Origin of the sequence: Paenalcaligenes niemegkensis (genome assembly GCF_022230885.1) — a bacterium.
In the GTDB taxonomy this organism is placed as follows: domain Bacteria; phylum Pseudomonadota; class Gammaproteobacteria; order Burkholderiales; family Burkholderiaceae_B; genus Paenalcaligenes; species Paenalcaligenes niemegkensis.
Map to the genome: position 1 here is coordinate 1,880,927 of NZ_JAKGCT010000004.1, position 25,880 is coordinate 1,906,806.

At 52.2% G+C, this 25,880-nt stretch carries 26 protein-coding genes, 1 tRNA gene and 3 pseudogenes; 13 read left to right on the plus strand and 17 right to left on the minus strand.

Annotated features, from left to right (window positions below; translation table 11 throughout):
- Nucleotides 1–25: 25 nt before the first annotated feature.
- From L1889_RS13145 to L1889_RS13170, 6 genes and pseudogenes are all read right to left on the minus strand, one after another.
- Nucleotides 26–563, minus strand: a pseudogene (locus L1889_RS13145) (F0F1 ATP synthase subunit delta).
- Between the two features lie 14 nt (nucleotides 564–577).
- On the minus strand, nucleotides 578–1,048 hold the full coding sequence (locus L1889_RS13150) for a F0F1 ATP synthase subunit B (protein ID WP_238665483.1): 471 nt from the start codon (nucleotides 1,046–1,048) through the stop codon (nucleotides 578–580).
- 142 nt (nucleotides 1,049–1,190) lie between these two features.
- A complete protein-coding gene (gene atpE, locus L1889_RS13155) occupies nucleotides 1,191–1,433 on the minus strand; it encodes a F0F1 ATP synthase subunit C (protein WP_077734422.1) in 243 nt (80 codons plus the stop codon).
- A 109-nt stretch (nucleotides 1,434–1,542) separates the two neighbouring features.
- Entirely contained in the window at nucleotides 1,543–2,295 is a 753-nt protein-coding gene (gene atpB, locus L1889_RS13160; protein ID WP_238665484.1) for a F0F1 ATP synthase subunit A, read from the minus strand.
- A gap of 461 nt (nucleotides 2,296–2,756) precedes the next feature.
- The gene (locus L1889_RS13165; protein ID WP_238665485.1) at nucleotides 2,757–2,951 is read right to left on the minus strand and encodes a hypothetical protein; all 195 of its coding nucleotides are present in this window, start codon (nucleotides 2,949–2,951) and stop codon (nucleotides 2,757–2,759) included.
- A gap of 267 nt (nucleotides 2,952–3,218) precedes the next feature.
- Complete coding sequence (locus L1889_RS13170; protein ID WP_238665486.1) at nucleotides 3,219–3,995, minus strand: enoyl-CoA hydratase; 777 nt, start codon at nucleotides 3,993–3,995, stop codon at nucleotides 3,219–3,221.
- A gap of 35 nt (nucleotides 3,996–4,030) precedes the next feature.
- Here L1889_RS13170 and L1889_RS13175 point away from each other — a divergent pair.
- The 4 genes and pseudogenes from L1889_RS13175 (at nucleotide 4,031) to ttcA (ending at nucleotide 8,087) form a co-directional block, all read left to right on the plus strand.
- Nucleotides 4,031–5,811 (plus strand): annotated as a pseudogene (locus L1889_RS13175) (M61 family metallopeptidase).
- Between the two features lie 3 nt (nucleotides 5,812–5,814).
- A complete protein-coding gene (locus L1889_RS13180) occupies nucleotides 5,815–6,585 on the plus strand; it encodes an SDR family oxidoreductase (protein ID WP_238665487.1) in 771 nt (256 codons plus the stop codon).
- 17 nt (nucleotides 6,586–6,602) lie between these two features.
- Entirely contained in the window at nucleotides 6,603–7,001 is a 399-nt protein-coding gene (locus L1889_RS13185; protein ID WP_372871588.1) for a dihydroneopterin aldolase, read from the plus strand.
- A gap of 93 nt (nucleotides 7,002–7,094) precedes the next feature.
- Nucleotides 7,095–8,087: a tRNA 2-thiocytidine(32) synthetase TtcA gene (ttcA, locus tag L1889_RS13190; RefSeq protein ID WP_238665488.1), complete on the plus strand. Its 993-nt coding sequence runs from the start codon at nucleotides 7,095–7,097 to the stop codon at nucleotides 8,085–8,087.
- 30 nt (nucleotides 8,088–8,117) lie between these two features.
- Here the strand turns inward: ttcA and L1889_RS13195 are convergent, their stop codons facing one another.
- From L1889_RS13195 to hemA, 5 genes and pseudogenes are all read right to left on the minus strand, one after another.
- Nucleotides 8,118–8,699 (minus strand): UbiX family flavin prenyltransferase, encoded by a 582-nt coding sequence (locus tag L1889_RS13195; protein ID WP_308217638.1) that lies wholly within the window; start codon nucleotides 8,697–8,699, stop codon nucleotides 8,118–8,120.
- Complete coding sequence (grxD, locus tag L1889_RS13200) at nucleotides 8,696–9,022, minus strand: Grx4 family monothiol glutaredoxin (protein ID WP_238665489.1); 327 nt, start codon at nucleotides 9,020–9,022, stop codon at nucleotides 8,696–8,698. The genes L1889_RS13195 and grxD overlap by 4 nt, the downstream gene beginning before the upstream one ends.
- Nucleotides 9,023–9,045: 23 nt before the next feature.
- Nucleotides 9,046–9,857 (minus strand): annotated as a pseudogene (gene prmC, locus L1889_RS13205) (peptide chain release factor N(5)-glutamine methyltransferase).
- Complete coding sequence (gene prfA, locus L1889_RS13210; RefSeq protein WP_238665490.1) at nucleotides 9,857–10,936, minus strand: peptide chain release factor 1; 1,080 nt, start codon at nucleotides 10,934–10,936, stop codon at nucleotides 9,857–9,859. The pseudogene prmC and the gene prfA overlap by 1 nt, the downstream one beginning before the upstream one ends.
- An 87-nt stretch (nucleotides 10,937–11,023) precedes the next feature.
- Nucleotides 11,024–12,298, minus strand: coding sequence for a glutamyl-tRNA reductase (gene hemA, locus L1889_RS13215; protein ID WP_238665491.1), 1,275 nt, complete (start codon nucleotides 12,296–12,298; stop codon nucleotides 11,024–11,026).
- Nucleotides 12,299–12,559: 261 nt separating this feature from the next.
- On the opposite strand from hemA, the gene L1889_RS13220 reads away from it, so the two are divergent.
- A tRNA-Phe gene (locus L1889_RS13220) sits at nucleotides 12,560–12,635 on the plus strand.
- Between the two features lie 106 nt (nucleotides 12,636–12,741).
- Here the strand turns inward: L1889_RS13220 and L1889_RS13225 are convergent.
- Genes L1889_RS13225 through L1889_RS13235 form a run of 4 tightly spaced genes read right to left on the minus strand, consistent with a single transcriptional unit; the run spans nucleotide 12,742 to nucleotide 15,006 of the window.
- Nucleotides 12,742–12,999 (minus strand): DUF3325 domain-containing protein, encoded by a 258-nt coding sequence (locus L1889_RS13225; protein ID WP_257793906.1) that lies wholly within the window; start codon nucleotides 12,997–12,999, stop codon nucleotides 12,742–12,744.
- Nucleotides 12,996–13,364 (minus strand): hypothetical protein, encoded by a 369-nt coding sequence (locus tag L1889_RS18860; RefSeq protein ID WP_308217639.1) that lies wholly within the window; start codon nucleotides 13,362–13,364, stop codon nucleotides 12,996–12,998. The genes L1889_RS13225 and L1889_RS18860 overlap by 4 nt, the downstream gene beginning before the upstream one ends.
- Complete coding sequence (locus L1889_RS13230; RefSeq protein ID WP_308217640.1) at nucleotides 13,340–14,680, minus strand: PepSY-associated TM helix domain-containing protein; 1,341 nt, start codon at nucleotides 14,678–14,680, stop codon at nucleotides 13,340–13,342. The genes L1889_RS18860 and L1889_RS13230 overlap by 25 nt, the downstream gene beginning before the upstream one ends.
- A gap of 5 nt (nucleotides 14,681–14,685) precedes the next feature.
- Nucleotides 14,686–15,006 (minus strand): DUF3649 domain-containing protein, encoded by a 321-nt coding sequence (locus tag L1889_RS13235; RefSeq protein ID WP_238665493.1) that lies wholly within the window; start codon nucleotides 15,004–15,006, stop codon nucleotides 14,686–14,688.
- 152 nt (nucleotides 15,007–15,158) lie between these two features.
- Between L1889_RS13235 and L1889_RS13240 the strand changes: the two genes are divergently transcribed.
- Complete coding sequence (locus tag L1889_RS13240) at nucleotides 15,159–17,291, plus strand: TonB-dependent siderophore receptor (RefSeq protein ID WP_238665941.1); 2,133 nt, start codon at nucleotides 15,159–15,161, stop codon at nucleotides 17,289–17,291.
- A gap of 7 nt (nucleotides 17,292–17,298) precedes the next feature.
- On the opposite strand, the gene L1889_RS13245 is transcribed toward L1889_RS13240, so the two are convergent.
- The gene (locus tag L1889_RS13245) at nucleotides 17,299–17,991 is read right to left on the minus strand and encodes a GntR family transcriptional regulator (RefSeq protein ID WP_238665494.1); all 693 of its coding nucleotides are present in this window, start codon (nucleotides 17,989–17,991) and stop codon (nucleotides 17,299–17,301) included.
- Nucleotides 17,992–18,082: 91 nt separating this feature from the next.
- On the opposite strand from L1889_RS13245, the gene L1889_RS13250 reads away from it, so the two are divergent.
- The 7 genes from L1889_RS13250 (at nucleotide 18,083) to L1889_RS13280 (ending at nucleotide 25,112) form a co-directional block, all read left to right on the plus strand.
- A complete protein-coding gene (locus L1889_RS13250; protein ID WP_238665495.1) occupies nucleotides 18,083–18,889 on the plus strand; it encodes an alpha/beta fold hydrolase in 807 nt (268 codons plus the stop codon).
- A 31-nt stretch (nucleotides 18,890–18,920) separates the two neighbouring features.
- Nucleotides 18,921–19,349 carry a RidA family protein gene (locus L1889_RS13255; protein WP_238665496.1) on the plus strand — a complete coding sequence of 143 codons (429 nt, stop codon included), beginning with the start codon at nucleotides 18,921–18,923 and terminating at the stop codon, nucleotides 19,347–19,349.
- 61 nt (nucleotides 19,350–19,410) lie between these two features.
- A complete protein-coding gene (locus L1889_RS13260) occupies nucleotides 19,411–20,151 on the plus strand; it encodes a DODA-type extradiol aromatic ring-opening family dioxygenase (RefSeq protein WP_238665497.1) in 741 nt (246 codons plus the stop codon).
- A gap of 293 nt (nucleotides 20,152–20,444) precedes the next feature.
- Nucleotides 20,445–21,512 carry a substrate-binding domain-containing protein gene (locus L1889_RS13265; protein ID WP_238665498.1) on the plus strand — a complete coding sequence of 356 codons (1,068 nt, stop codon included), beginning with the start codon at nucleotides 20,445–20,447 and terminating at the stop codon, nucleotides 21,510–21,512.
- Nucleotides 21,513–21,573: 61 nt separating this feature from the next.
- Nucleotides 21,574–23,112: a sugar ABC transporter ATP-binding protein gene (locus L1889_RS13270; RefSeq protein ID WP_238665499.1), complete on the plus strand. Its 1,539-nt coding sequence runs from the start codon at nucleotides 21,574–21,576 to the stop codon at nucleotides 23,110–23,112.
- A gap of 73 nt (nucleotides 23,113–23,185) precedes the next feature.
- A complete protein-coding gene (locus tag L1889_RS13275; RefSeq protein ID WP_238665500.1) occupies nucleotides 23,186–24,109 on the plus strand; it encodes an ABC transporter permease in 924 nt (307 codons plus the stop codon).
- 124 nt (nucleotides 24,110–24,233) lie between these two features.
- A complete protein-coding gene (locus tag L1889_RS13280) occupies nucleotides 24,234–25,112 on the plus strand; it encodes a fumarylacetoacetate hydrolase family protein (RefSeq protein ID WP_238665501.1) in 879 nt (292 codons plus the stop codon).
- A 47-nt stretch (nucleotides 25,113–25,159) separates the two neighbouring features.
- Here L1889_RS13280 and L1889_RS13285 read toward each other — a convergent pair whose 3' ends face one another.
- Nucleotides 25,160–25,867 carry a pseudouridine synthase gene (locus L1889_RS13285; RefSeq protein WP_238665502.1) on the minus strand — a complete coding sequence of 236 codons (708 nt, stop codon included), beginning with the start codon at nucleotides 25,865–25,867 and terminating at the stop codon, nucleotides 25,160–25,162.
- Nucleotides 25,868–25,880: the final 13 nt, after the last annotated feature.

Sequence of the window (25,880 nt, forward strand, 5' to 3'; positions counted from 1 at the left end):
TGGAATCCTGTATTCTGGCCCGCCATCAGGCTGCCAGTGTGTCGCGCATGCCGGCCAACCGGGCCTGCACGGAAGTGTCAAGTACCTGGTCACCAACCATCACGCGAACGCCACCGATCAGATCAGCGTCAACGGTAACCTCGGGCTTTAGCTTCAAGCCGAATTTTTTTCGAGTGCGGCGACTAGTTCGTTTACCTGAGCTTCCTCTAGGGGAAAGCACTGGTGATACGTGCTAATGCACTACCTTCGAGTTTGTGTTTTAAAAACTCAAATTGCTCAGCAATTTGCGGCAAGAGCAACAAACGCTCGTTGTCGATTAGCAATTCGAGGAAGTTCCGCGCCTTATCGGTAAGCGGAGTTTTAATCAGACCCGAGAAAAGCTCAAGACGCTGTTGATTAGTGAAAGCAGGTGTAGTCAGTGCTTCGCTAACATCAGAGAGATCGGCCACCTGAGCCATTTCGGACAACAGGGCCGACCACTGCTCGAGTACACCTTGCTCGTTGCCAACTGCAGCAAACAAGGCCTCAGCATAAGGTCTGGCAATAGTCGATAGTTCAGCCATGGCCTACCTTCAGATTAAAGTTCAGCTTTAAGCTGCTCTAGCAGCTGGGCGTGCGCATTAGCGTCAACCTCGCGTCGCAAAATTTGCTCAGCGCCTTTAACTGCCAATACAGCAACGTCATCACGCAAACCATCGCGTAAACGTTGTACTTCCTGTACAGCGTCCTGGCGCGCTTGTGCGATGATACGGGCCTTTTCCTGCTCGGCCTCGCCACGTGCCTGCTCGATTAAAGCAGCAGCTTGTTTCTCGGCCTCGGCCAAGCGCGAATGGTTATCAGACTTGGCGGATGCTTCCATCAGACTGATTCGTGCCTGAGCCTGAGCTAGATCTGCTTTGCCTTTATCGGCAGCAGCAAGCCCATCGGCAATTTTCTGGCGACGATCATCGATTGCTCTCGTCAGTGGGGGCCATACGAATTTCATCGTAAACCACGCCAAGACGAAAAACACGATCATCTGAAAAAAGAGAGTCGCGTTTAAATTCACGGTCGTATCCCTTAAATACCACTTGTGCCCGGCATTTAGCCTGCCTGACACCATATATTCAAGTCGAGAGCGGCGCAATAATTAGGAGCACCGCTAGCCTCAACTGCCTGTCCGCCTTAGGGGCAGCGGACTCGCGCCGCTATTAGCCGACAAATGGGTTAGCAAACGCAAACAACATCGCGATACCAACGCCGATCAAGAAGGCTGCGTCGATCAGACCTGCCAACAAGAACATTTTGGTTTGCAAAGCGTTCATTAGCTCGGGCTGGCGAGCGGAGGCTTCTAGGTATTTACCGCCCATTAGCGCGATACCGATACTGGCACCGAACGCACCCAGACCGACGATAATACCGCAAGCAAGGGCAACGAAAGCAACGTTGGTCATGACAACTCCTTGGTTAAAAATCTTGTATGTTCAAAATTACTAAAAAACGGCGTAGCAGAAAACCTGATCTGCCTCCCGAGTTCGGTGTTAGGCCAAACCCGGATATTGATTAATGGCTTTCGTGAGCCTGACCAACGTAGACGAGGGTCAACATCATGAAAATAAATGCCTGCAGTAGCACGATCAAAATATGGAAAATCGCCCACACTGAACCCGCTAGAACATGCCCTATACCCAAGCCTATGCTTGCGCCATTAAACCCTGTCCATGCTCCGCCAAGCAAGGCGATCAACATGAAAACCAATTCACCGGCAAACATATTGCCGAACAACCGCATACCGAGCGACACGGTTTTTGCGCCGTACTCGATAATGTTGAGAAGAAAGTTAAACGGCGACAGCAAGATGCCAGCAATACCACCAAAACTGAATGGTGCTGTGAACAGCTCTTTGACGAAACCGCCTGGTTTTTTAATTTTGATACCGTAATACAGCGTCAGCAGCAGCACGCCCAGAGACATACCCATGGGTACGTTCAGGTCGGCCGTTGGCAAAATACGGTGGTAGTAAAGAGGATCACCATGCTCAGCGCCAAGACCGGTTTGTATAAATACCCAACCCAGGAAGTCGACCGGCAACAGATCGAGGACATTCATTAGAATGATCCACAAGAACACAGTTAACGCCAAAGGGGCCACAAAGCGGCGCGACTCGGCGTTATTTACAATTGATTTAGCTTGATCCTCAACCCAGTCGACAAGCATTTCAACTGCAGCTTGGAATCGGCCTGGAACCCCGGCAGTGGCCGAACGGGCCGCACGGTAAAGAAAAAGATGGTGATTAAACCCATCAACAACGCCCAAAAAACCGAGTCGTAGTTGATAACGCCAAAATTGGCGAGTACATCTTGCTTTGCACCCGTATTGTTCATATGAACTAGGTGATGCTGAATGTACTCAGACTGAGGCGAATTACCACTAGCAGCAGCCATCTGAATTACCCTGTGACGTGTACGTTATGAGCCAAGGCCCGTTGATCGTTTTATGGCAACTTGCCCAAGGCAAGCAGCAGCACATATCCCTTTAAGACACCCAGCAAACCAAACAGCAATGCAGGCCAGACTAACCAACCTGTATTGCTCCAGACAATCAAAGCCAATAAGCAAAGCGCTGAGCCCAGTTTAAAAAACTCGCCAAGAAAAAAGACGTTGGCGTGGCACTTTTACCGCCGAAGAGGCCAAGCAAAAGCCGCATTGCAAAAAGAGCATTGGGTACAAAATACACACTAGCGCCGATAAGCGCCGATAAAGCCGCGTTTGTACCTGCTACCCCCACGAAATAACGATGACGATCAGGGCCATTACCGCTTGCGCCAACAATATGCGCACTATACCCAGGCCCGACTTACGAGCCAACCGCACTCGTTGCTCAGGTGTTAACACCAACCTGACATCATCATTATCGGAAGCTTGCTGTCCAGTATTTATAGATTCACCACTGGTGTCATTGACCCGCTGCATAAACTTAGTCTTCCCAAATTAAATATGCAAAACGCGTGAAACACTTGCATATAAATTCACGATATATCGTGCTAAACCCGAGTTGCTAAACTAAGCCGCTGGTGCCAAACCCGTAGAGTATAACGTTATTTTTTTGTTGCAAGCAAATGTCAAAGAGGTTTTATGTAACAACAAAGGGCTGGCAAAGGCCGAATAGCTATGTGCAGGCAAGCTTGGGCCGGACGCAAAGTCGCGCCCAGCCTGGGTTATAGGGTTAACGCTAAGTTTTTAACAATGTTTAAAATTTGGTGGTCGTTTTTCCACAAAAGCGCTCATCCCTTCTTTTTGATCCTCGGTTGAGAACAAAGCATGGAAGTTTCGTCGCTCAAATAGCAGACCTTCGTGTAGCGGAGACTCGTAGGCACGGTTGATGGATTCTTTGGCCATGATTACTGACAACAGCGACATGGAGGCAATCGTTTGCGCCACGCCCAGAGCTTCTTCAAAGAGCTGCTCAAGGGGCACCACCCGCGAAACCAGCCCTGCCTGTTCAGCTTCTTCAGCGGTGATCATCCTGGCCGTTAAAATCATGTCCATGGCTTTTGCTTTGCCGACAGCTCTTGGAAGCCGCTGTGTTCCACCATAGCCGGGTATGATACCCAGCTTGATCTCCGGCTGACCAAAGCGCGCATTATCAGCAGCGATAATAATGTCGCACTGCATGGCTAACTCACATCCTCCGCCTAATGCAAAACCTGCTACCGCAGCAATAACGGGCTTGCGAATTCGGCGTAACGACTCCCAGTCGCCCCCCAAATAGTCTGTCCCGTAGACATCACTGAATGCCCAGTCCTTCATGGCACCAATATCAGCGCCTGCCGCGAATGCCTTTTCGCTGCCTGTGAGTACAATACATCCGATGCGCTCATCGGAGTCGAGCTCTCGCATGGCTTGCGCCAATTCGGCTATCAGATCATTATTTAAAGCATTCAATGCCTTTGGACGATTTAGACGCAAAACGCCGACCCGCCCCAAAATCTCTATGTTTACTAGTGGCTCACTCACGTTGCCTCCGCTGAAAATTACTTTATATTAGTAGTATGAAACCTGAATCAATACTGTACCGCGTAAACTGTGATGATCTAGCCGGCCATCGCATTCATGTATCACTACACATTACAAGCCCCGATCCGGATGGCCAATTGCTATTTTTGCCTGCCTGGATACCGGGTAGCTACCTAATTCGTGATTTCTCACGTCAAATTGAGAGCATACATGCTGAGTCTGAAGGCACCGAAGTTGCCCTGACCAAGCAGGGCAACCATGTCTGGCGCTGCGAACCTGTTTCCGGCGCCCTTAGCGTAACGTATGTAGTCTATGCATGGGATTTATCAGTACGTAGTGCACATATTGACGAGACACATGCTTTTTTTAACGGCACAAGCATATTCCTGGGCGTGGCTGGCCAAGAATATAAGCCATGCTTGGTTGACCTCGTTGCACCAAAAGACAAGAAAGACTGGAAAGCCTACACCAGCCTTCCCGAAGCAACAGGCTATCCTGACGCAGCCAAACGCCACGGCTTTGGGCTCTATCGAGCCCCTGATTACGACGCGCTCATTGATCACCCCTTTGAGCTCGGCACACCCCAGGTCGTGCAGTTTGAAGCGCATGGAGCGCTCCATGAAATGGTGTTCACAGGCCTTATCCCGAATCTGGATTTGCAGCGAATTGCAGCCGATACACAGCGTATTTGTGAAGCCCAGATCGAGTTTTTGAGCCTGAAACTAAGGCAGCCCCTTTTCTTGACAGCTCTGACCGCTATGTATTTATGACCATGGTGACGGGTGACGATTATGGCGGTCTGGAACATCGCAGCTCTACGGCTCTGGTCGCCTCCAGGCGAGACTTGCCCACCATCAATCAAAAAGACGCAGCTAAAAGTGATGGCTATTTAACATTTTTAGGCCTGGTCAGTCACGAGTACTTCCATACCTGGAACGTCAAGCGCATTAAGCCCGCCGCCTTCGCGCCCTACCGGTATCTGGAAGAAAACCACACTGACCTACTCTGGGTATTTGAAGGCTTCACCTCCTACTACGACGACCTGATGCTATTGCGGTCCGGCGTCGTAGACCTGGACACCTACCATAGGCTGCTCGCAAAGAATGTTAATGCGGTACATCGCGCCCCAGGACGTTTTAAACAGTCTGTTGCCGAAAGCTCCTTTGACACCTGGACCCGTTTTTACAAGCAAGACGAGAACTCTCCCAATGCGCTGGTCAGTTATTACAGCAAAGGCGCGCTGGTCGCACTGGGGCTGGATCTGCATATTCGCAATCACAGTCAGAACGAGAAAAGCCTTGATGATGTTATGCGCCTGATGTGGGAGCGCTATGGCCGCGAGTTTTACTTGCGCGAACCCAGGGGTGTCGCTGAAGGCGAGATGCCATCGTTAGTAGCCGAAGCCACTGGTGTGGACGCGACTGACTTTATTGCCCGCTACGCCTATGGACGCGATGACATTCCACTGTCTGATTTGATGGCCAAACAGGGGGTTTCGCTGCAATGGAGCAGCGCAAACACTCTGCCCTCCCTAGATGCTCGTTTCAGGGCGCGAGGAAATGAGGGCCTAGAAATTGCTACGGTTTACGAGCATGGAGCCGCCCACAAGGCAGGCCTCTCAGCCGGTGACCTGATCGTTGCCCTGAACGGGCTACGCGTCAAGAATCAGCAAAACCTGGATCAGCTACTAAGTGCCTATAGTGCCACTGACACCATCGCCCTGCATATATTCAGACGCGATGAGCTGCGTGAGTTCAAGGCCACCCTAAGCCAGGCACCAAATGACTCCTGCTCACTTACTCTGGCTTCAAGCTAAAGCATGGATAAAAGTAAAGACTCTCGAGCGGTTTTAGTCACTGGTGGATCTCAGCGGCTAGGTAAAGCTATTTCCCTGGCATTTGCACAGCACGGATGGAACGTAGCCCTGCATTACCGGAACTCCGAAGCCGAGGCATCTGAGACGGCATCCGAGATCACCGGGCTAGGACGCCGGTGCGTCATGGTGCAGGGTGACCTGAGTTCGGCAGAGGATCGCGAGCGCCTGTTCACAAAGGCAGTGGATCAACTAGGCCAGCTGGACGCGATCGTGAACAACGCCTCATTATTTGAATACGACAGCGCCGCCGAGTTCTCCGAAACGATACTACTGCAACATCTGGGACCTAACCTCGTCGCTCCTGTTGACTTGGCTCAACGTCTGGCACAGCATGTGGCAACACGTGCGGACACTCAGGGCGTGGTAGTAAATATGCTGGATCAAAAGTTATGGAGCTACAATCCTGACTTCTTTTCCTATACCTTGTGCAAAGCAGCATTGCAGGCTGCGACCACCATGCTGGCTCAGGGCCTGGCCCCGGCCGTGCGCGTAGTGGGCGTTGCTCCAGGCCTGACCTTGCCCAGCCATATGCAAAGCCAGGCTGATTTTCGACGCACGCATGCAATGGCCCCGCTGGGCAAATCAAGCACGCCCGAAGATATTGCCGATACGGTTGTGTTTGCTGCTCAAAACCGCAGCATTACCGGCACGACGATCGTTGTTGATAGCGGACAACATCTTATGGGGCTGCAACGAGACTTTAGCTTGCTCTAGAACAATTCGGACATTATATGAACACAACCCCGGCATCTATGCCCAGCACACCCGTCACACGCCGCATATTCTTTAAAAACCTTGAGCTAGGCGCTCGCATCGGGATTCTCGAACACGAGTTGCGTGCCACTCAGCCCATTCATATTGATGCCGAATTTGACGCACTCAGCTCTCAGCGAGTAAATGATCAGGACATCGCTACGGTGTTGGATTATCGCCAATTACGCAGCGCCATGATTGAAGAATGCACCCAGGCACACGTAAACTTGCTTGAAACTCTGGTAGAGCAAGTTGCTGCCCGCATCTTTGCAGAGTTTCCAGAGATCATCCGCGTCCATTTGCGCATCAGCAAACCTCAGGCATTTTCCGACTGCGACGCGGTAGGCATTGAGCTTGAACAATTTCGCCACTCATAAACCCAACGCCTCCCTCCCCTTACTGGGGCTGATCGCTTTTCCTTAGTTGCTGTCATGCCTGATTAGCAGGTTTGGCTCTTTTACTTCGCTGCCATGTCAAACGCCACCACTCCCGATGCCCTTTCTAACGAAACCCCTCTAAACCGCGCCGAGCAAAAGCAGCGTCACGAAAACAATAAACTGGAAAAACGCCTGATGCGGGAAGCAGGTAAAGCTATAGGCGACTTCAATATGATTGAAGACGGCGATAAGGTTATGGTGTGTGTTTCGGGCGGCAAGGACTCATACGCCCTGCTCGATATACTGTTGAAGCTACAGGCCCGTGCGCCCATTAAATTTGAAATCGTCGCTGTTAACCTTGATCAGAAGCAGCCCGGATTTCCAGATCATGTGCTGCCCGAATACCTAAAGGCCTTAGGCGTAGATTTTCACATCGAAACGCAAGACACTTATTCAATCGTCAAACGAGTGATCCCCGAAGGCAAGACCACTTGCTCGCTTTGCTCACGTTTGCGTCGAGGTATTTTGTATCGCGTAGCCGAAGAGCTCGGCGCGACAAAAGTCGCCTTGGGTCACCATCGCGACGATATCCTAGCTACCTTTTTCCTGAATTTATTTTATGGTGGCCGCTTAAAGGCAATGCCGCCAAAATTAATGTCTGATAACGGCAAACATATTGTTATTCGTCCACTGGCTTATGTTAACGAACAAGATCTAATCGCCTACGCTAAGCTGAAAGAGTTTCCAATTATTCCCTGCAACCTCTGCGGCTCGCAAATAAACCTTAAGCGCCAGGAAGCAAATCGAATGATTGTGGAATGGGATAAAAAGTTTCCCGGGCGTACATGGAATGTATTTGGTGCTTTAAACAAAGTTGTTCCGTCCCATCTAATGGACACGGAGCTCTTTGATTTCAAAGGTTTAAAAGCCAGCGGGATGCCTGATGCACAAGGCGATATCGCCTTTGATACCGAGAACTTCGATACTCCACCCCAGCTTGATTTTGGAAACTTTGATGAAGACGAGGGTCAAGACACCGTGACCAGGCGCCCGACTATTGCCATTAAGGACCTTAGCGTAATTTAGTAATAAAACGCTGCTAGGTTAAGCAGCGTTTTATTTTACCGCCAAGCCTTCCCAGGAAGGCCCTTGCTGCTCAATGCCTAATAAGTCCAGAACCCGAACCACAGAATGATCCACCAGTTCGGTAATGTCTTTAGGCTTAAAGTAAAAAGCCGGCAAAGGCGGAAAAACAATTCCGCCCATTTCAGTGACGGCAGTCATATTACGTAAATGCGCCAGATTAAAAGGCGTTTCACGCACCATTAAAATCAGCCTGCGCCGCTCTTTAAGGGTTACATCAGCAGCACGCGTTATCAGGTTATCAGCGAAGCCATGCGCCACTGCAGCCAGCGTACGCATTGAACACGGCACAATTACCATGCCTGCTGTTTTAAAGCTGCCGCTGGCCAGCGTGGCCCCCACATCTCGAAAGTTATGCACATGGTCAGCTAAAAGCTGTAGGTCTTGCCGGCTCATGGCCAGCTCGTGATCAATGTTCAACAGCGCCGCAGGTGACACAATTAAATGCGACTCTATATCTTCGCGCTGCTGAAGCATTTGAAGCATGCGCACGGCATAGAGGGCGCCCGTAGCGCCCGTCATAGCAATTACGACACGCTGCTTATTAGCGCTCACTCGATTGCACCAGCCTCGCGGAGCATGGTTTCAAGTTCGCCGTTTTCGAACATTTCAGACACGATGTCTGATCCGCCCACCAGTTCGCCACTGATGTAGAGCTGGGGAATCGTAGGCCAGCTCGAAAACTCTTTAATGCCCTGGCGAACCTCATCGTCGTCGAGCACGTTCACCGTCACGACCTGCGTCAGGCCAACGGCGCGGAGGATTTGAATAGCGCGCGCCGAGAAGCCACACTGTGGTGTCTGTGCTGTACCTTTCATGAACAGCACGACAGGGTTTTCAGTTACCGTTTCACGGATAAATGTTTGAACATCACTCATGATTGATCCAACTATAGAAAAAATTAATGTGTTCCGCCCGACACCCGTTCGATACCGGCCAGATCTTGCTTACTGCTAACGGCGGAATACCCGGCTTGACGCAGCATTTGCCGCACCTGCGCCGCCTGATCCCATCCATGTTCTACCCAGAGCTGCCCCTTTGGCAATAGGTTAGCGGCAGCCCCGCTGATTATTACTTGCAAATCACACAATCCGGTAGCACCGTCTGTCAGGGCTTCCGAAGGCTCAAAACGCACATCGCCCTGCTGCAGATGCTGATCGTCATGAGCAATATATGGAGGATTGGAAACGATTAGATGGAAAGGCGCATGGCCATTCAGTACATCGTACCAACTACCCGCTAAAAACTCGACTTTCCCACAAAGATCGTGGGCGTTTTTTTGCGCTACGCCCAAGGCAGCACCACTGTAATCACTGGCTACTACCAACGCGTCCGGTCGTGCTAGCGCTATAGAAATCGCAATCGCGCCGCTGCCCGTGCCCAGATCAAGCACCCGGGGGCTTCTACACCGTCAATAGCATCCAGGGCCTGCTCGACCAGCGTTTCGGTATCTGGACGCGGAATCAGCACATCGGGGCTTACCGAAAAGCGGTGACCCATGAACTCACGCCAGCCAATCAGATAAGCCATAGGCTCGCCGCTCAACCTACGGCGCTCAAGCTCGTGATAGCGAGCTACGGACTCGGCAGAGAGCTCATCAGTATCGTGAGTAATGAGCCAGACACGGCTAACGCCAAGCACGTGCTCCCAAAGCATGTTTTGTTCAAGACGCGGCAGAGGCGAGATCCGCTGCAGCTGTTGCAAGGTGAACATCAGGCCAGGGCCAACGCAGCCAATTGATCCGCCTGATACTCAGAAAGCAATGCGTTGATCAGCTCATCCAGATCGCCTTCCATGATGTAGCCCAGCTTATACAAAGTAAGGTTAATACGGTGGTCGGTAACGCGCCCCTGTGGATAATTATAAGTACGTATGCGCTCGGATCGATCACCCGTACCCACGAGGCTACGGCGCTGATCCGCCTCTTTTTCTTGCATTTCACTCAACTGCTTATCTTTTAAGCGAGCCGCAAGCACCTGCATGGCCTTGTCTCGGTTACGGTGCTGCGAACGGTCGTCCTGGCACTCTACAACCAACCCCGTAGGCAAGTGAGTAATGCGTACTGCTGAATCCGTTTTATTGACGTGCTGCCCACCGGCGCCGCTGGCGCGGAACGTGTCTATGCGCAAATCAGCGCTGTTAATCACAATATCACTGGCTTCATCAGCCTCGGGCATAATCGCCACGGTAGAGGTAGAGGTATGCACCCTTCCCTGTGCCTCAGTTTCGGGAACGCGCTGAACGCGATGGGTTCCTGACTCGAATTTCAACTGACCGTAAACGCCATCACCTTCTATGCGTGCAATCACCTCTTTATAGCCCCCCATCTCGGAATCACTAGAGGAGATAAGCTCTACCCGCCACCCCTGCTGTTCGGCGTAACGCGAATACATGCGCAACAGGTCACCGGTAAAAATAGCACTTTCATCACCACCGGCACCAGCACGAATTTCCAGGTAAACACTACGGCTATCATCGGGATCTTTAGGCAACAGCAGCACTTGCAGCTCATCTTCGAGCTTGACGATACGATCTTTGGCGATACGAAACTCTTCTTCGCCCATCTCGCGCATTTCATCGTCTTTCATCATCTCCTGGGCAGCGCCCAAGTCACCCTCGGTGGAAACATACAAATTAAATACCGCCACCACCGGATCGAGCTCAGCCCGTTCGCGCGTCAACTTGCGATAGCTGTCCATATCCGATGCAATTTCGGGTTCAGACAGCAAAGCATCCAGTTCGATAAGCCGGTGAGCCAGACGCTCTAACCGATTGCGCATAGAGTCTTTCATAGAGGGGTTCGGAAAATGGGATAAAGATAAGAGGATCGCTGCGCTGACAAAAATGGCCCACGCAGGAAGTAGTAGCGACGAGCGTCGCTAACGACGACGAGAGGTCGTAGGCAAGAGGCGTGGCAACATTTCGAGCAACTGCTCGCGCTGCGGGCCTTCGCTGCGATTCAGTTCGGCCATGGGCCCGTGCAAATACTTTTGAGTCAGGCTGTGCGCCAGCCATTGCAGCACGTCATCGGGAGACTCGCCTCGAGCCAGCAGACGCTTTGCGCGTTCGAGTTCGAACTGACTGACTTGCTCAGCATTCTGCTGCACATCAACCAGCGCAGGCACAATTTCACGAGTGTACAGCCAGTGCATAAAATTTTGCACCTGCGTATCGATAATAGCTTCGGCCTGAACCACCGCCGCCTTGCGTGCATCGGTGCCACGCTGCACTACACGACCGAGGTCATCAACAGAATATAAGTAAACATCGGACAAGCGAGCTACTTCGGGCTCGATGTCACGGGGAACAGCCAGGTCAACCATGACCACAGGTCGGTGACGACGGGCACGAATAGCACGTTCGACCATCCCCAGACCCAATATGGGCAAGGAGCTGGCCGTACAGGAAACGATGACATCGTACTGCTCGATACGGTCAGGCAAATCGGACAACCGCATGGTTTGTGCAGAAAAACGATTCGCCAGAACCTCGGCACGTTCAATGCTGCGGTTAGCCACACAAATATTCTTGGGGCCTACTGCAGCGAAGTGCGTGGCACAAAGTTCAATCATTTCACCTGCGCCAATGAAGAGTACATTGGCGTCAGAGAGATCACCGAATACACGCTCGGCCAGGCGAACCGCCGCGGCCGCCATGGACACAGAATGTGCGCCTATAGCCGTGTGTGAGCGCACTTCCTTGGCAACGGAAAAAGTACGCTGAAACAGTTGATGCAGCAACGTGCCCAGTGCCCCTGCCTGCTCGGCCACCCGTACGGCGTCTTTCATTTGCCCAAGAATCTGGGGCTCGCCCAGCACCATCGAGTCAAGTCCGCTGGCCACCCGGAAAGCATGACGAACAGCATCATTTTGTTGATAGCGATACAGATGTGGCGTTAAGTCGCCAGATTTCAAGCTATTGAAATCTGCCATCCAGTCGGGCAGGCGCTCGATTACGTGCGGCTCAGCCGCACAGTAAATTTCAGTGCGATTACAGGTAGAGAGTATGGCCGCTTCGCGTACGCCGCTTCCGAATGCAGAACGCAGGCCCTCGAGTGCAGGACGCACAACATCCATTGGAAAAGACACACGCTCACGCACCGCCACGGGTGCGGAGACATGATTAAGACCGAAAGTTAGAACATCTACTGACATGATTAACTGGCTAGCCCCTTAGAGCACTACTGTGTGATACTGATGTCGCTAAGGGCAGCGCACAGTGATCCCACACTAGATATTATGCCTAAAAATTCAGGTGTAGAAAATTTAAGCACTCCTGATTATAATCGCCGCTAGCCAATAACTGAAATATCAACGCCCACTTAGTGATATCTTTGCTTCTAAACCTAAAAAAACGAAAGTTTTGTTGTGAAGCGTTGACAAAATTGCAGTTTATGTTATAGTTCTATCTTTCGTGGCCTTGTAGCTCAGTCGGTAGAGCAGAGGATTGAAAATCCTTGTGTCGGTGGTTCGATTCCGCCCAAGGCCACCAAAAATCATCTAGCCCAATCTTTTGATTGGGCTTTTTGTTTTTCTGGGTACAAAGGTTTTCGTAGCTTCGTTACTTTTGTAGTGTCAAGTCTTCTGTATACGCCCCATTAGCAGCAAAGCAAAAAAACCAAAGCTGCCCCTGCGCTAAGACACCCAAACCAGGCAACCAGCCCTTCGACCCATAAGGGCTGGCGTAATGCCACTATCAATGAAACAGCAAGCCAGAACCAGCCTGCTGTGCGCAGCATCTTTGTCATGCCCGGAGCCAGCTGACGTTCAAACACGGCGTCCTGATGACGCTCCATCGTTAACGCCAAACAGACAAAGGCCATGAAACACAGCAGTAGTATGCAAATATAACTCATGGTCGCGGCTCTGCTGTGGTGGCGGCATGCCCATCCCGTACAGCGTTACTCCGAAGCTCTTTTCCAGCTGGAGGTGTTGCTTTAGGCTTAATAATCGCCGCCCTCACTTTGGGCCGATGCTGTTGAGTACGTATGGCCAGACAAGCATGAAGCCCGGCAAAAGCCAAACAAGTCAGATCAAAACCCGCAAACAACCAGTCTCCGGCAAGGATGCTGTTTAAGAGGTTGCGCTCAGTAGTGAAACTATTGAGAAGCGGCAGCAATGCCAGGAGTGCAGCAGCCAGCCACAACAATTCGATCCAGGCCCGTTTTGCGGGGCGTATCAGTGCGTAAAGCAACGTCACCCCCCATACGATGAAGAGCAAGTCAACTTCCCAGCCTCTGCGATCCACGAGTGTTGCGGACAACAGTCGATTCCCCCAAAAAACGCGCTCATTGCCACGGACAGCCCGGCAATGCTCACAATATTGAGCTTCTCTACCAAGCGGAAACCCAAATAAGGCCTTGCCGGATCAGGTAGCCGGGCACGCCGTTTCACTGTCCACAAAACCAGGCCTGTTCCCACCATGGCAGTTCCTGCCAGACTCACCAGAAAGTACAGCCAGCGCAAGGGGTAATCGGCAAAACGTCCCAAATGCAATGCGTACAGCACACCACGTGTCTCTGCTGCGGGGCCTACACGATCTTTGGTTTGCAGCAATTCCCCGTTAGTGCCATCGAACATCATGTATTGCGGGCTAGACGAGACGCGAGCGTCATCGGCGCGCACCACGATCACCCTCGCCGCAGCATCACCCGGGTTATTGACATTGATATTGCCAATACCGTCACGCCCCCAGCGCTCCTGCGCCTGTTGAACCATGACTGAAACGGGTGCCAGCGTCGCCTTTTCTCCACTCGGATGATCGGGGCTCACAAACGCGCTCAGCTCGGTTTGCATGGCCTGACGTTGCGCAGCCTCTCTAAAGGCGACGTCGCTACCCCACGGCATATATAGCAACATCAACGTGACCAGCCCGGTATAGGTAATCATTAAGTGGAATGGCAGGCCCAGCACTGAAAGGGCATTATGCGCATCAAGCCATGAGCGTTGGCCTTTACCCCGCCTGAATGTAAAGAAATCAATGAAGATTTTTTTATGCGTAATGACACCGCTGATGATGGCAACCAGCATGAACATACCGCACAGCCCGGCAATCCATCGCCCCCACAAAACAGGCAGGAAATGCAACTGGAAATGGAAACGATAGAAAAACTCTCCACCTATAGACTCACGCAACGTAAGAGGCTGCGCCGTAGCAGGATCAAAGGTAGCTCGTTGAAAACGCTTGTCATCACGCCAGAAAGCACTGGCGGTATTGTTACGGGCATCGGGCAACCTGATGCCCCATTGTGGGCTTGCAGGCGCCAGCGTTTGCATAGTTGAAATCAGGCGTGGCGCCAAATCGGCGGCATCAGCCAGCTGAGACTGTGATGGCACCTCAGGTCGCATCCATTGCGAAATCTCATCCCGAAAGTAGCTGACGGTACCTGTCAGAAACATGGCGTAGAGTATCCAGCCTGCAAGCAGACCTGTCCAAATATGCAGATTCGACATGGTCTGGCGAATGCCAGGCGCTTTAGCGACTTTGCGCCCAGCGACACCGGCAGTAGCTGCCTTAGGGGAGGTGTTCATTGCCATAATAGTCAGCGCGCCCACACCGGCCAGGCGGCCAGCCCCAATGGCAAGGCGACTACCAGCAAGCCAAGCCAGGCGCGCACGGCGGTTTTTACAGCAAACACCCACACGACAGCGCCTGCATACACGATAAAGCTGCCTAACATGCCAACAAAAACAGCCTCGCTGCGAGCAATCGGCAAGGCCACGGCAGCAATACTGCTAAGCGCAGCCAAGCCATAGCCACCAAACAACGCGGCTACGACACGTGAAAACAACGCCACTGCAGAGTGGGACCCCCGATAAGACCCGACATATTGGCCGTCCGAAAAATAAGGTTGCAAAATCATACCATCACATTTGAGAATAAGAAGCATAATGAGAACAATTATTATTCATAAGAGTTGTCCATAACACTATAAAGATTTCGGAGAAGCAAAGCATGTTGATGTTGCTCAACCATGTCAGCCGGCCTACGGCTTTGGCGGCCATTATTTTCACAATGACAATGGGAGCGACAGCACCCACCCATGCCCAAAGTGCAGAAGATGCCGCACAGCTTAGCCCTGTAACGGTGACAGGTTCAAGTGACGAAGCAATTGGCTATGTTGCAGAACAGACATCGACTGCCACCAAGACTGACACCCCGCTGATTGAAGTTCCACAATCGATTTCAATCATCACCGAAGACCAAATACGAGAACAAGGAGCTCAAACCCTCAATCAAGTGCTACGCTACACTTCAGGCGTCGCTCCTGAAACTCGCGGTGCTACCGCCTCACGACTGGATCAGTTCACCGTTCGCGGATTCTCCGCCACCACCCTTCTTGACGGTCTGCGTGTATTTGGCTCTCGCGACGCTCTCCCCCAAGTAGACGCTTACCGGCTGCAGCAGGTTGATGTGCTTAAGGGACCGTCCTCGGTCATGTTCGGACAGGGAGGCCCCGGTGGAGTGGTTAACCAGATCAGCAAGCGCCCCACAGCAGACGCACGTAATGAAGTAGAGCTACAAGCCGGAAACTTTGATTATCGGCGGGCCAACTTCGATTTCTCAGGGCCTTTCGATGAATCAGGGCAGTTTCTTTACCGCCTGACGGGATCGGGTTATATGTCCGATGGCCAACTCAATGAGACAAAAGAGCGACGTTATTTTATAGCGCCGTCGTTTACCTGGCAGCCCTCCGCGGACACGCGTCTGACCCTATTGGCCAACTTGCAACGCGATCCACACATGGGCTCCTACGGCTCATTGCCCAGAGTTCGCACTTTGGTCGATGCTCCGGATGGTCACAAGCTGGGACCTGACTTCTACGATGGTGACGCTGGCTTTGAAGTGAGTGACCGACGCAATCATTCAGTGGGCTACGACTTCGAACACCGGTTCAATGATGCCTTTACCGTACGGTCGAACGCCCGTTATTTGCATGCCGAGGGCATCTATCGATCGGTCTACTCCAATGGTTATGTTGACGGCAGCAACAACAATCTGCTGACTCGCTCAAAAGGCGGCACCGATGTCACCATGGACACCTATGCGATCGACAATCATGCACAGGGTAAATTCTCCACGGGCGCCATAGAACATACTCTTTTGGCGGGCGTAGATTTCGCACATCTGAATTCGGACACGCTTTCCAGCAGTTTTGATGCTGCCCCGCCCCTGGATATATTCAATCCTGACTACCACCAAAACATCGGTTCCCTGAACTGGATCAGCGACACGAACCAGCGCCAATACCAGACCGGCGTGTACCTGCAGGATCAGATCAAGATTGACCGTTTCTCCGTATTGCTTGGCGGACGTTACGACTGGTCGCGCACGCTTTCCAACGGCACGAACCTGACAACCTCGGCCCCTACATCAAGCGCCACTCGTGCCGAGGCTTTTACAGGCCGTGTCGGTTTTATCTATAACTTCGATAACGGCATCGCTCCGTACGTCAGCTATGCTGAATCATTTGAGCCGCAATCGGGTACAGACGCCAACAACAAGCCCTTTGATGCTCTTGAAGGGGAACAATACGAGGTGGGGGTGAAGTTTCAGCCCCCGGGCACCAAGTCCTTATATTCCGTGGCTGCCTTTGACACCCGACGCAAGAATATGCTGACTACCATTCCGGGCTGCGTGGGTTCTGGCTGCCAGGAGCAAACGGGAGAATTACGCACGCAAGGTCTTGAGCTGGAGGCGCGTGGTGAATTTGCTCGCGGTTTGAGTGTGATTGCTAACTATTCTTATATAGCCAATGAATACACCAAAGATAATGCTACCCCAAGCCGTCCTAGCCTGGAAGGCACCACGCCATATGGAATTCCTAAACATCAGGCATCGTTATGGGGCCGTTATCAATGGCAAAGCGGGCCACTGGCCGGGTTAAGCCTGGCCGCCGGAGCGCGCTATCTCGGCAGCAACTCAGGTGGCACGCATAATGCCTTTAAGGTTCCAGCAGCAACCCTGGTCGATACTGCACTCGACTATGATCTCGAACGCGCCAACCCAGCACTGAAAGGCATGACTGTAGCCCTAAACGTCAACAACCTGTTCAACAAAGAATACGTTGCCTCCTGCTATTCAGAAGACTGGTGCTGGTATGGTTACCAACGCAGCATCAGGGCCAGCCTGCGCTATCGTTGGTAGCGCAGGCTCAAGAAGTTGACCTGCTATTTTCCAGGCCGGTGAGCAAGCGCTGAGCAGTGTGCTCTATATGCAGGCGGGTGAGCAGCTCCATTCGCTCAACCTCCTGCTTTTCAAACGCATCAACCATCTCTTCATGCTCACAATTGGCGGCGTGCACATTTCCCGTCAAGGCAATTTCTACGCGAATATACGGCTCAACGGCTGTCCGCAAGCTCGCTATAGCCCGAATAAAATGTCGGCGCCCCGAAGGTTCGAGCAAGGCCTCATGAAAAGACGAATTCAAAACGAACCATTGAACGCGCTGCTCGCTATCCACAACATCCAGCGCGTTCATGCGCTGAAGAATATCCTTTGCTCGCTCCACATCTTTCTGTTCTCGCTTTTTTGTAGCGATTGAAGCGGCTTGCACCTCGATTAAGGTGCGCAGATCAAAAATCTCCCGGATTTCCTCCGCATCCAGCGACACCACGGCGTAGCCTCGTCTGGGGAGCTGCACCACAATACCTTCAGCCTCAAGCCTGGGCAAAGCTTCGCGAAGCGGTGCCCTGCTGACCCCGAGGCTGCGTGCAAGCTCTTCCTGCCGGAGCATTTGGCCTGGCTTAAAAACGCCGTTCAATATAGCGGCATGCAGACGCCTGTACACCACTTCAGGCAGCGAGGCATGTGAAGCGGTGTTCTCAAGGATGGGTGCAAAACTCATCGTTTATCCCTTTTTTATTTTGAAGATTGCCGATTGACGATTTTATACAATATAAATATACTAACACGAAACGACTCATCAAGGAGACAACATGCTGGCTCAAAAAACAACTGAGTTCGAGGGAATACCGCTTGCTTATTGGGAAGGCGGAAGCGGCTCTCCCCTACTGTTATTGCATGGCTCTGGCCCCGGCGCATCAACCCAAGGGAACTGGCGCCTGATACTGGAACCCTTAAGTCAACACTTCCATGTCATCGCCGTTGATCTCATAGGGTTCGGGCTAAGTGGTCGTAAGCCTGCCCCTCCTTACTTCGATTTTGAGTTATGGGTCAGGCAAGCGGCTCATATGCTGGAATTCTTCCAAGCACCACAAATTGACGTGCTCGGTCATTCTCTATCTGGCGCTATTGCACTCAAGCTGGCCTCGGTCGATACACGTATCCGTAAGGTCGTCACAACAGGCACGATGGGTACAGCAATGGAACAAAACCCGGCCTTGGACATAGTCTGGACATTCCCGGAGACCACTGACGACCTCGTTACTGCCGGGCATACCTTGGTTTATGACGATGCGCTGATTGACGACGCCTATATAGAAGGACGCAAGAAGGTTTTATATGACGGCGCCTATAAAACGTATTTTTCATCCATGTTCCAAGGCGACAAGCAACAGTATGTACGCGCTTCAACGCTGAGTGATGAGGACCTGGCTGCATTAAGCCATGAAATATTGTTGATCCATGGCCGTGATGACAAGCCTATTCCTGCTTCCACCAGTTCCGAGCTGGCGGAGAAGCTTGAAAATGCCGACCTGGTCATTCTTTCTAAATGCAATCATTCGGTAGCACTGGAACACCCTAAAAAACTCATCGGCCTAATGAAGGCATTTCTTCAGTAACTCACGAGATCCACCACAAGAGGAGTCAACAATGACCACAAGTACAGAAAGAGTGAAATACATCAACCCTGAAGGAGCCTGCCAGGCACAGGGCCTGTACGCACACACCGCTCGTATTCCAGGCGTGCCGCTTCATTTTATTGCCGGACAGCTGGCCGTTGGCGACGACGGCGGCGTGGTAGGAAAAAATGACTTTGAGGCCCAGTTTCGTCAAATCTTTAACAATATGGGTGATGTGCTGCGAGGGCTGGGGTTGGACTTTAACGATATTGTCCGCTTCAACACTTTCCTGGTGCACTCACAGCACATTGAAAGCTTCATGAAACTCCGCTCTGAAGTGTTCCCCACCCTGTTTGAAGGCGAACTCTTTCCGCCAAACACGCTATTGGTTGTAGACCGCCTCGTCAAAGAGGATTTCCTGCTGGAGGTTGAGGCTATTGCCTATGGCCGAAACGGCTAAAAGAACATAGACAAGCCCGAAAAAACGATCTGGCAATACTAATTAAGAAGGAGATAAAACAATGGCAAAAATAGTCGCGGCAATCAGCATGTCGCATGCCCCAGGCGCCACAGGCTGGCCAGAGGCTCCGGAACCCGGCATGCGTGGCCGCCTGGAAAGCATTCACGCAGAATTGGCCCAGCAACTAGAAGAGGCTGCACCCGATCTGATCATTGCCTTCTTGGATGATCACTTCGAAAACCACTTTCGCAATCTCATGCCTACTTTTGCAATCGGCATTGCTCAAAGCCATGCGGGCCCTGCCGATTACATGATTAAAGCACTGGGCATGACGAAGAAGGAAACCATCGCCAGCGACCCTGAACTCGGTGAGACCCTTCTTCGCGAACTGATAAAAGATGGTTTCGACGTCGCTCGCATGGGTGAAATCGAATATGGCAACAACCTGATGACGCCTCTGAAGTTAATCCGGCCTCAGTTTGATATTCCCGTTCTTCCCGTCTTTACCAACGTTTTCTCTCCACCCTTAACAACAACCAGCCGCGCTTATGCTTTGGGGGAAGCTATACGTCGCATCGTAGAGGCCTATCCATCAGACATGCGCATCGCGTTTCTGGCAACTGGTGGCCTATCCCACTGGCCGCCCGTCTGGACAAGCGAAAGCCCTGAAGATGACGAGTTTCTACAGCGCATGAAACGGTACCAGACAGAAGGTAAACAGGTGCTGCTGGAAGACCCTCATCTTTATGAAGACCTGTGTGAGTATGAGGTCAGGATGGCTGCACAGAATCAGTACCCCTGAACTCAGAGCACCCACTTGTCAACGTCGAATGGGATCGGGAAATCATGGATGCCTTTGGACGCGGCGATGTTGCCTACCTTAAAGGCCTGACCTATGAAGAGATAGAAGAGAAAGGGGGCATGGAGGCCACGAGATTCTGAACTGGATGGCAGTCATGGGAGCCATGCATGGAAAGCCGGCAAGAGTCCTGGGATACGAGCCAGTAATCGAATGGATATGTGGAATGGGGTATATCTCTTACGCAACATAGACTTAGCTCTCATCCATACACTATTAAAATAATGGAGACAAACATGAGTACACTGCTTAGCGGCTTAAAGAAACTGTCGCTCGCCACCTTTGCCGTCGGCATGATGCTGCAAGGCGGAACTGCGATGGCACAAGACTCTGACCGTCTGATGGGCATCGTCGAACCTCTGGTTGCGACCAAACCCCTGACAATCGGCCTATCTGTTGTACATCTGAACGACGACTTCTGGCGAGGCATCACCTATGGCATTCAGGATGAAGCCAAACGATCCAATGTAAAACTTGAACGCGTTTTCGTCGCTGGTGCTTATGGAAACGTACGGGAACAGTTTGCCCATCTCTCTACTTTCAAAACTCTGGGCGTCGATGTCGCCGTACTGGGTGCGAGTGCATTCAATGGCTTCGACCCGGCCATCAGAGATTTGCAACGGGCGGGTATTAACGTCATGGCCGTCGGTATCCCTGTGAACAGTCCCAACATTTCCTTGGGGGTAACACAGGATGACGCTGGTATTGGTCAACAGTTGGCGGAAGTATTGTGCGAAGCAGACGACAAGGCGCAAGTGCTGGCATTGCCTGGCCCTGCAGGTGCCGAGTGGGCGCGGCTCAGGCATGAGGCATTCAAAGAAACGCTTTCACAAAAATGCCCTGGTACAAAAGTCACGGACGCTTCTTTCAGCAGCGGTTTGACACTGCAAAATGGCCTTACCCAGGCTTCTGATCTTTTGCTCAGACAGTCCGAAATCAACGCTATTTTTACGCCTCAGGTTTCACTCGGCATGGGCGCGGCACAAGCGGCGCGACAAATGAATCGTGACGTCAAAGTCCTGACCAGCGCTCTCGTACCCGAGGTCTTGCCACTCATCAAACGCGGCCAGATTTATGCCAGTGTCTCAGAGCCCGGCATCCTCATGGGCAGGCTTATTGTTCAATACGCCATTCGCCAGGCTGAAGATAAACCCTTGCCTAACGTTCAAAACGATGACTACCTCCCCTACCCCTACGTACTGACACCTACCACTCCCATTCTGGAATCCAACGTCGACACCTTCCCTGTTTACGATACAGATCTCCCTCCTGCCGATTGGGATGCATCGGCAATTATGCGCTAGCCAGTCGCAGCAGAGCGTAGCAAAAATGCGCTCTGCCTGTTGCTTTCTCTAGGAGGAACCAATGGTACCGTTAGTCGAAATACGTAAGCTTTCTCGCCGCTTTGGTGCGACCCGGGCTCTGACTGGCGCATCGCTGTCTGTTTGCGCTGGAGAAGTGCATTGCCTGCTGGGGGAAAACGGCGCAGGCAAATCCACTTTAGGAAAAATACTTGCCGGCCTGATTGAGGCTGATGAGGGCAAAATTCTATTGAATGGCAAGCCCATCACAAATAGCGGTCTCGATGCAGTCCGAGACCTGGGGGTCACGCTTGCCTACCAAGAGCTCTCTCTGGTTGATGACCTGAGCGTAGCCGAAAACCTCAGCCTGGGACGAGAACAAAGCAGGCACCCCTGGTCCAGCCTGCGCCGTTCCGAAGAGCGAGAACACTGCATAGAACAATTACAGCTCTTTGGATTAAACGTATCACCGGATACCTGTATAGGCACCTTGGCTGCCGGGCAGCGCCAGCTTATTGAAGTGGCCAAGGCCCTATCGTCTAACCCTCGCCTGGTCGTACTTGATGAGCCAACCGCTACCCTGAATGCCGTCGAGAAAGAGCGTTTGTTCTGCGTACTGAAACAGCTTAAAGCAAAGGGCATGGCATTTGTATTGGTGACCCATCATGTAGACGATGTACTTGAGATCGGAGATCACGTCACCCTTCTCAAAAATGGCGAGGTTGTGGATTCATTCGCGATGAGTAAAGAAATAGCACAAGCCGATCTGCTCGAGAAGCTCTGCGGCAAACGAAGCATGGCACGCACTGATGCCGCCACTAAAGAGACGAACAGCAACGAGCCTCTCATCAGTCTGAAAGGCCTGCTTGATAAACGGGGCGACCATGCTCCGATTGAAATACCCAAAGGCAAAATTATTGCTCTTTATGGAGTGGTAGGCTGCGGCAACCAAAGAGTCGCCCGCTCATTCGTAGGACTGGACAACGCCCCCGAACTTTCGATCTGGCTACACGGTAAACCCTACAAGCCCCGGGCGCCCTATAAAGCGCTGCAACATGGAGTCTCCTACCTGGCACCTAAACGAGCACAAGGCATACTCCCCGACCGGTCGGTAAAAGAGAACATCAACCTGTCTCACTTAAGCGCACTCTCTCACTGGGGGTGGATTCACGCCGAAGAAGAGGATCAAATCACCTTACGCAAAATTGACGAGCTAAACGTAAAGTGCGCTTCCTCCGAAATGGAAATCACCTCGCTCAGCGGTGGCAATCAGCAAAAAGTATTGATTGGGCGAACCCTGTCACAGGCTCGCGATTTAATAGTGCTGGAAGAGCCATCAGCAGGCATCGACATCGGTGCAAAACTGGCCATCCACGACATATTGCGCCGGACCGTGCATGAAAGTGGACTAAGCATATTGCTGGTCAGCAGCGATATCAGCGAAATCCTGGCTCTGGCTGACGTGGTCTATACCATGTTTCACGGACACATCGTCAATTGTTATGAGCATCCAACCACCGACGATCAAGCCGACATTATCTTCGACATTCTGGGCGACGGTCCAGGCCAGCGGCTGGAAATAGAGCAAGGAGCACTGACATGACTGCCATGATGAGCAAAGTACCTCAGCAGAAACATAAGCAGTCTGCCGGTACAAAAAAATTGATATTGCCAATGTGGGCAGACAGCTTATATTGCCTGCCTTTATCGTCCTTCTAGGCGTCGGCGCAGCCATTGTCGAACCACGATTCGCCTCAGCCGCCAACCTCGCCAATCTCGCCATTCAGCTCATGCCTTTACTTATCATTGCTGTGGGCCAATCCTTTGCCATCATCAGTGGCGGTCTGGATTTATCCATGGGGGCCGTTCTGTCACTGGCCGGTGTGGTTGGCGCATTAGTGATGCAAGATGCAGGGGTAGCAGCTGGAGTTGGCGCCATGCTGGCTACGGGTGTCGCGGTAGGTTTACTCAACGGCGTCATCATTGCCTATTTGCGAACGAGTCCCCTGGTGGTGACCTTAGGGATGCTCTCAGTTGCTCAAGCCATTGCACTGATGCTGGTAAAGGGCACCCCTATTTACAATATCGCCCCCGCTTTTATCGACTTTGTTGGCTATACGCGGTTCCTGTACCTTCCAGTCGTAGTATGGATAGGTATCTTGACCACTGCCCTTGGCGCCATTATTTTGCGTAAGACTATTTTTGGCCGCTATGTCTATGCGATTGGCTCCAACTCGGCCGCTGCGCACAAGTCGGGCATTAATGTGCGCTGGTTCACTTTGCTCGTCTATGCATTCAGCGGCTTATGTGCGGGTATTGCCGCCATGGTCGTGACGGCATGGACCAGCTCGGCTCAACCTATTGCTGCACCTGAAATCACCCTGCAGGCGCTGGCCGCCGTGGTGCTGGGCGGGGTTGCCCTGACGGGCGGCCGAGGTGGCATGTTCGAGGTCATCTGTGGTGTCACCGTATTGGGCATGCTTTCCAATGTGATGAATATGATTGGTGTGTCGTCTTACTTCCAGATGCTTGCCATCGGTATCGTGATCATTGTGGCCGTCATTCTGGACCGCTTCCGCCGACAGGAAATGGCTAAGTAAGGTCGGCCCTCCCGCCCTGCTCCCCCGGGGTGCAGGGCGCAAGACTCTTTCTTTTCCTCGTGTAATCCTGAGGTGACATAGCAACAGGATTCAAACCAGCTATTACTACAACATTGGATTAGCCATGAAATTACTCGCTTTTCGTACTGAATCTGGTCAAACCCGCATTGGACAGCTTAAAGCCGACGGAGAAGTACTGCCGCTGTCGTATCCCGACGGCCGGGAGGTCTCTGACTTGGTCGACCTAATCAAAAGCGCTGTAGCGCTAAACTCGTTAAAGACCGATGAAGCGGCTCTGGATATAGCTTCGGTGCAACTGCTTGCTCCCATTCCAAGACCTGCCCGTAACCTTTTTTGCGTAGGTAAAAACTATAGCAACCATGCACAGGAGTTCACAAAAAGTGGCTTTGATGCGGGTCAGACTGCCGCCGATGCCATTCCTTCCGCCCCCATTATCTTTTCCAAGACCCCACAAACGGTTATCGCACACGGAGAACCCATCTGGGATGCCGCAGGCGTCAGCGACGCTGTCGACTATGAGGCGGAGCTCGCTATTATTATTGGCAAGGGTGGCCGCGGCATCGCTAAAGAAAATGCCCTGGATCACGTGTGGGGCTACACCATCGTGAATGATGTGACGGCACGCGACTGGCAAAAGCGCCACAAGCAATGGCATATGGCTAAGTCTTTCGACACCTTCGCCCCTTTAGGCCCCGTCGCTGTGACCGCCGATGAACTCAATGGAGGAAATCTCGATCTAAAGTGCTGGGTCAATGGCGAGCTACGCCAAGATGCTAATACCCGAGACCTTATTTTTGACATTCCTACTTTGATCGAAACGCTCTCTGCCGGCATCAGCCTGATACCCGGCGACATTATTGCCACAGGCACGCCGGAAGGAGTAGGTATAGGCTTTAATCCGCCTCGTTTTCTCAAACGAGGCGATGTGGTCACCATTGAAGTGACCGGCATTGGCCGCCTGGAGAATAAGGTCGGCGCCTAAATAGGCTGTAGCGTGCTGCTGATTATCTATAAGCAGCACGTAGCCGGCTAATTTTCGCCCACCTGAGCCAGGTCAGACACCTCGGCAGGAGTCAGGTAACGTGATTCTCCTGGCTGCAGATCAGCATCCAGGGCAAGCGACCCGATACGCTCACGGTGCAGGGCAAGCACATGGTTGCCCAAGGATGCAAACATGCGCCTGACTTGGTGGTATTTACCTTCCTGTATGGTCAGGCGTGCGGTGAGTTCGTCGACCCGTTCAAGCACAGCGGGCAGCGTAGGCTTGTCTTCGCCCTCCAGCTGTATTCCGGCCGTGAACAAATCTTCGGCGTTGTCAGGCAGGGGTTCTGCCAGTGTGGCAAGGTAAACCTTGTCGCAACGGTGACGAGGCGAAATGATGCGGTGAGTCCACTGCCCATCATCGGTAATCAGAATCAGTCCTGTGGTGTCTACATCTAGCCTGCCCACAGTATGTAGACGGTCTCGTTTATCTACGTCCAGCAGATCCATCACCGGAAGATGCTGGCTGTTGCGCAAGCTGCATTCGTAGCCGGCCGGCTTGTTCAGCATGATGTAGCGCAAGCCGATCAGGTTGAGCTTATCGTCTTCCCAGCGCACATCATCCCCATCGCGCACCACATGCGTGCCGCGCTTGATCACTTCGCCATTGACGGTCACTTCTCCACTGCCCAGCACCAAGCGGGCCTGCGAACGTGTCAGATCGGTGCTTTCACAAAGGTACTTATCCAAACGCATACGGTTTCCAGGT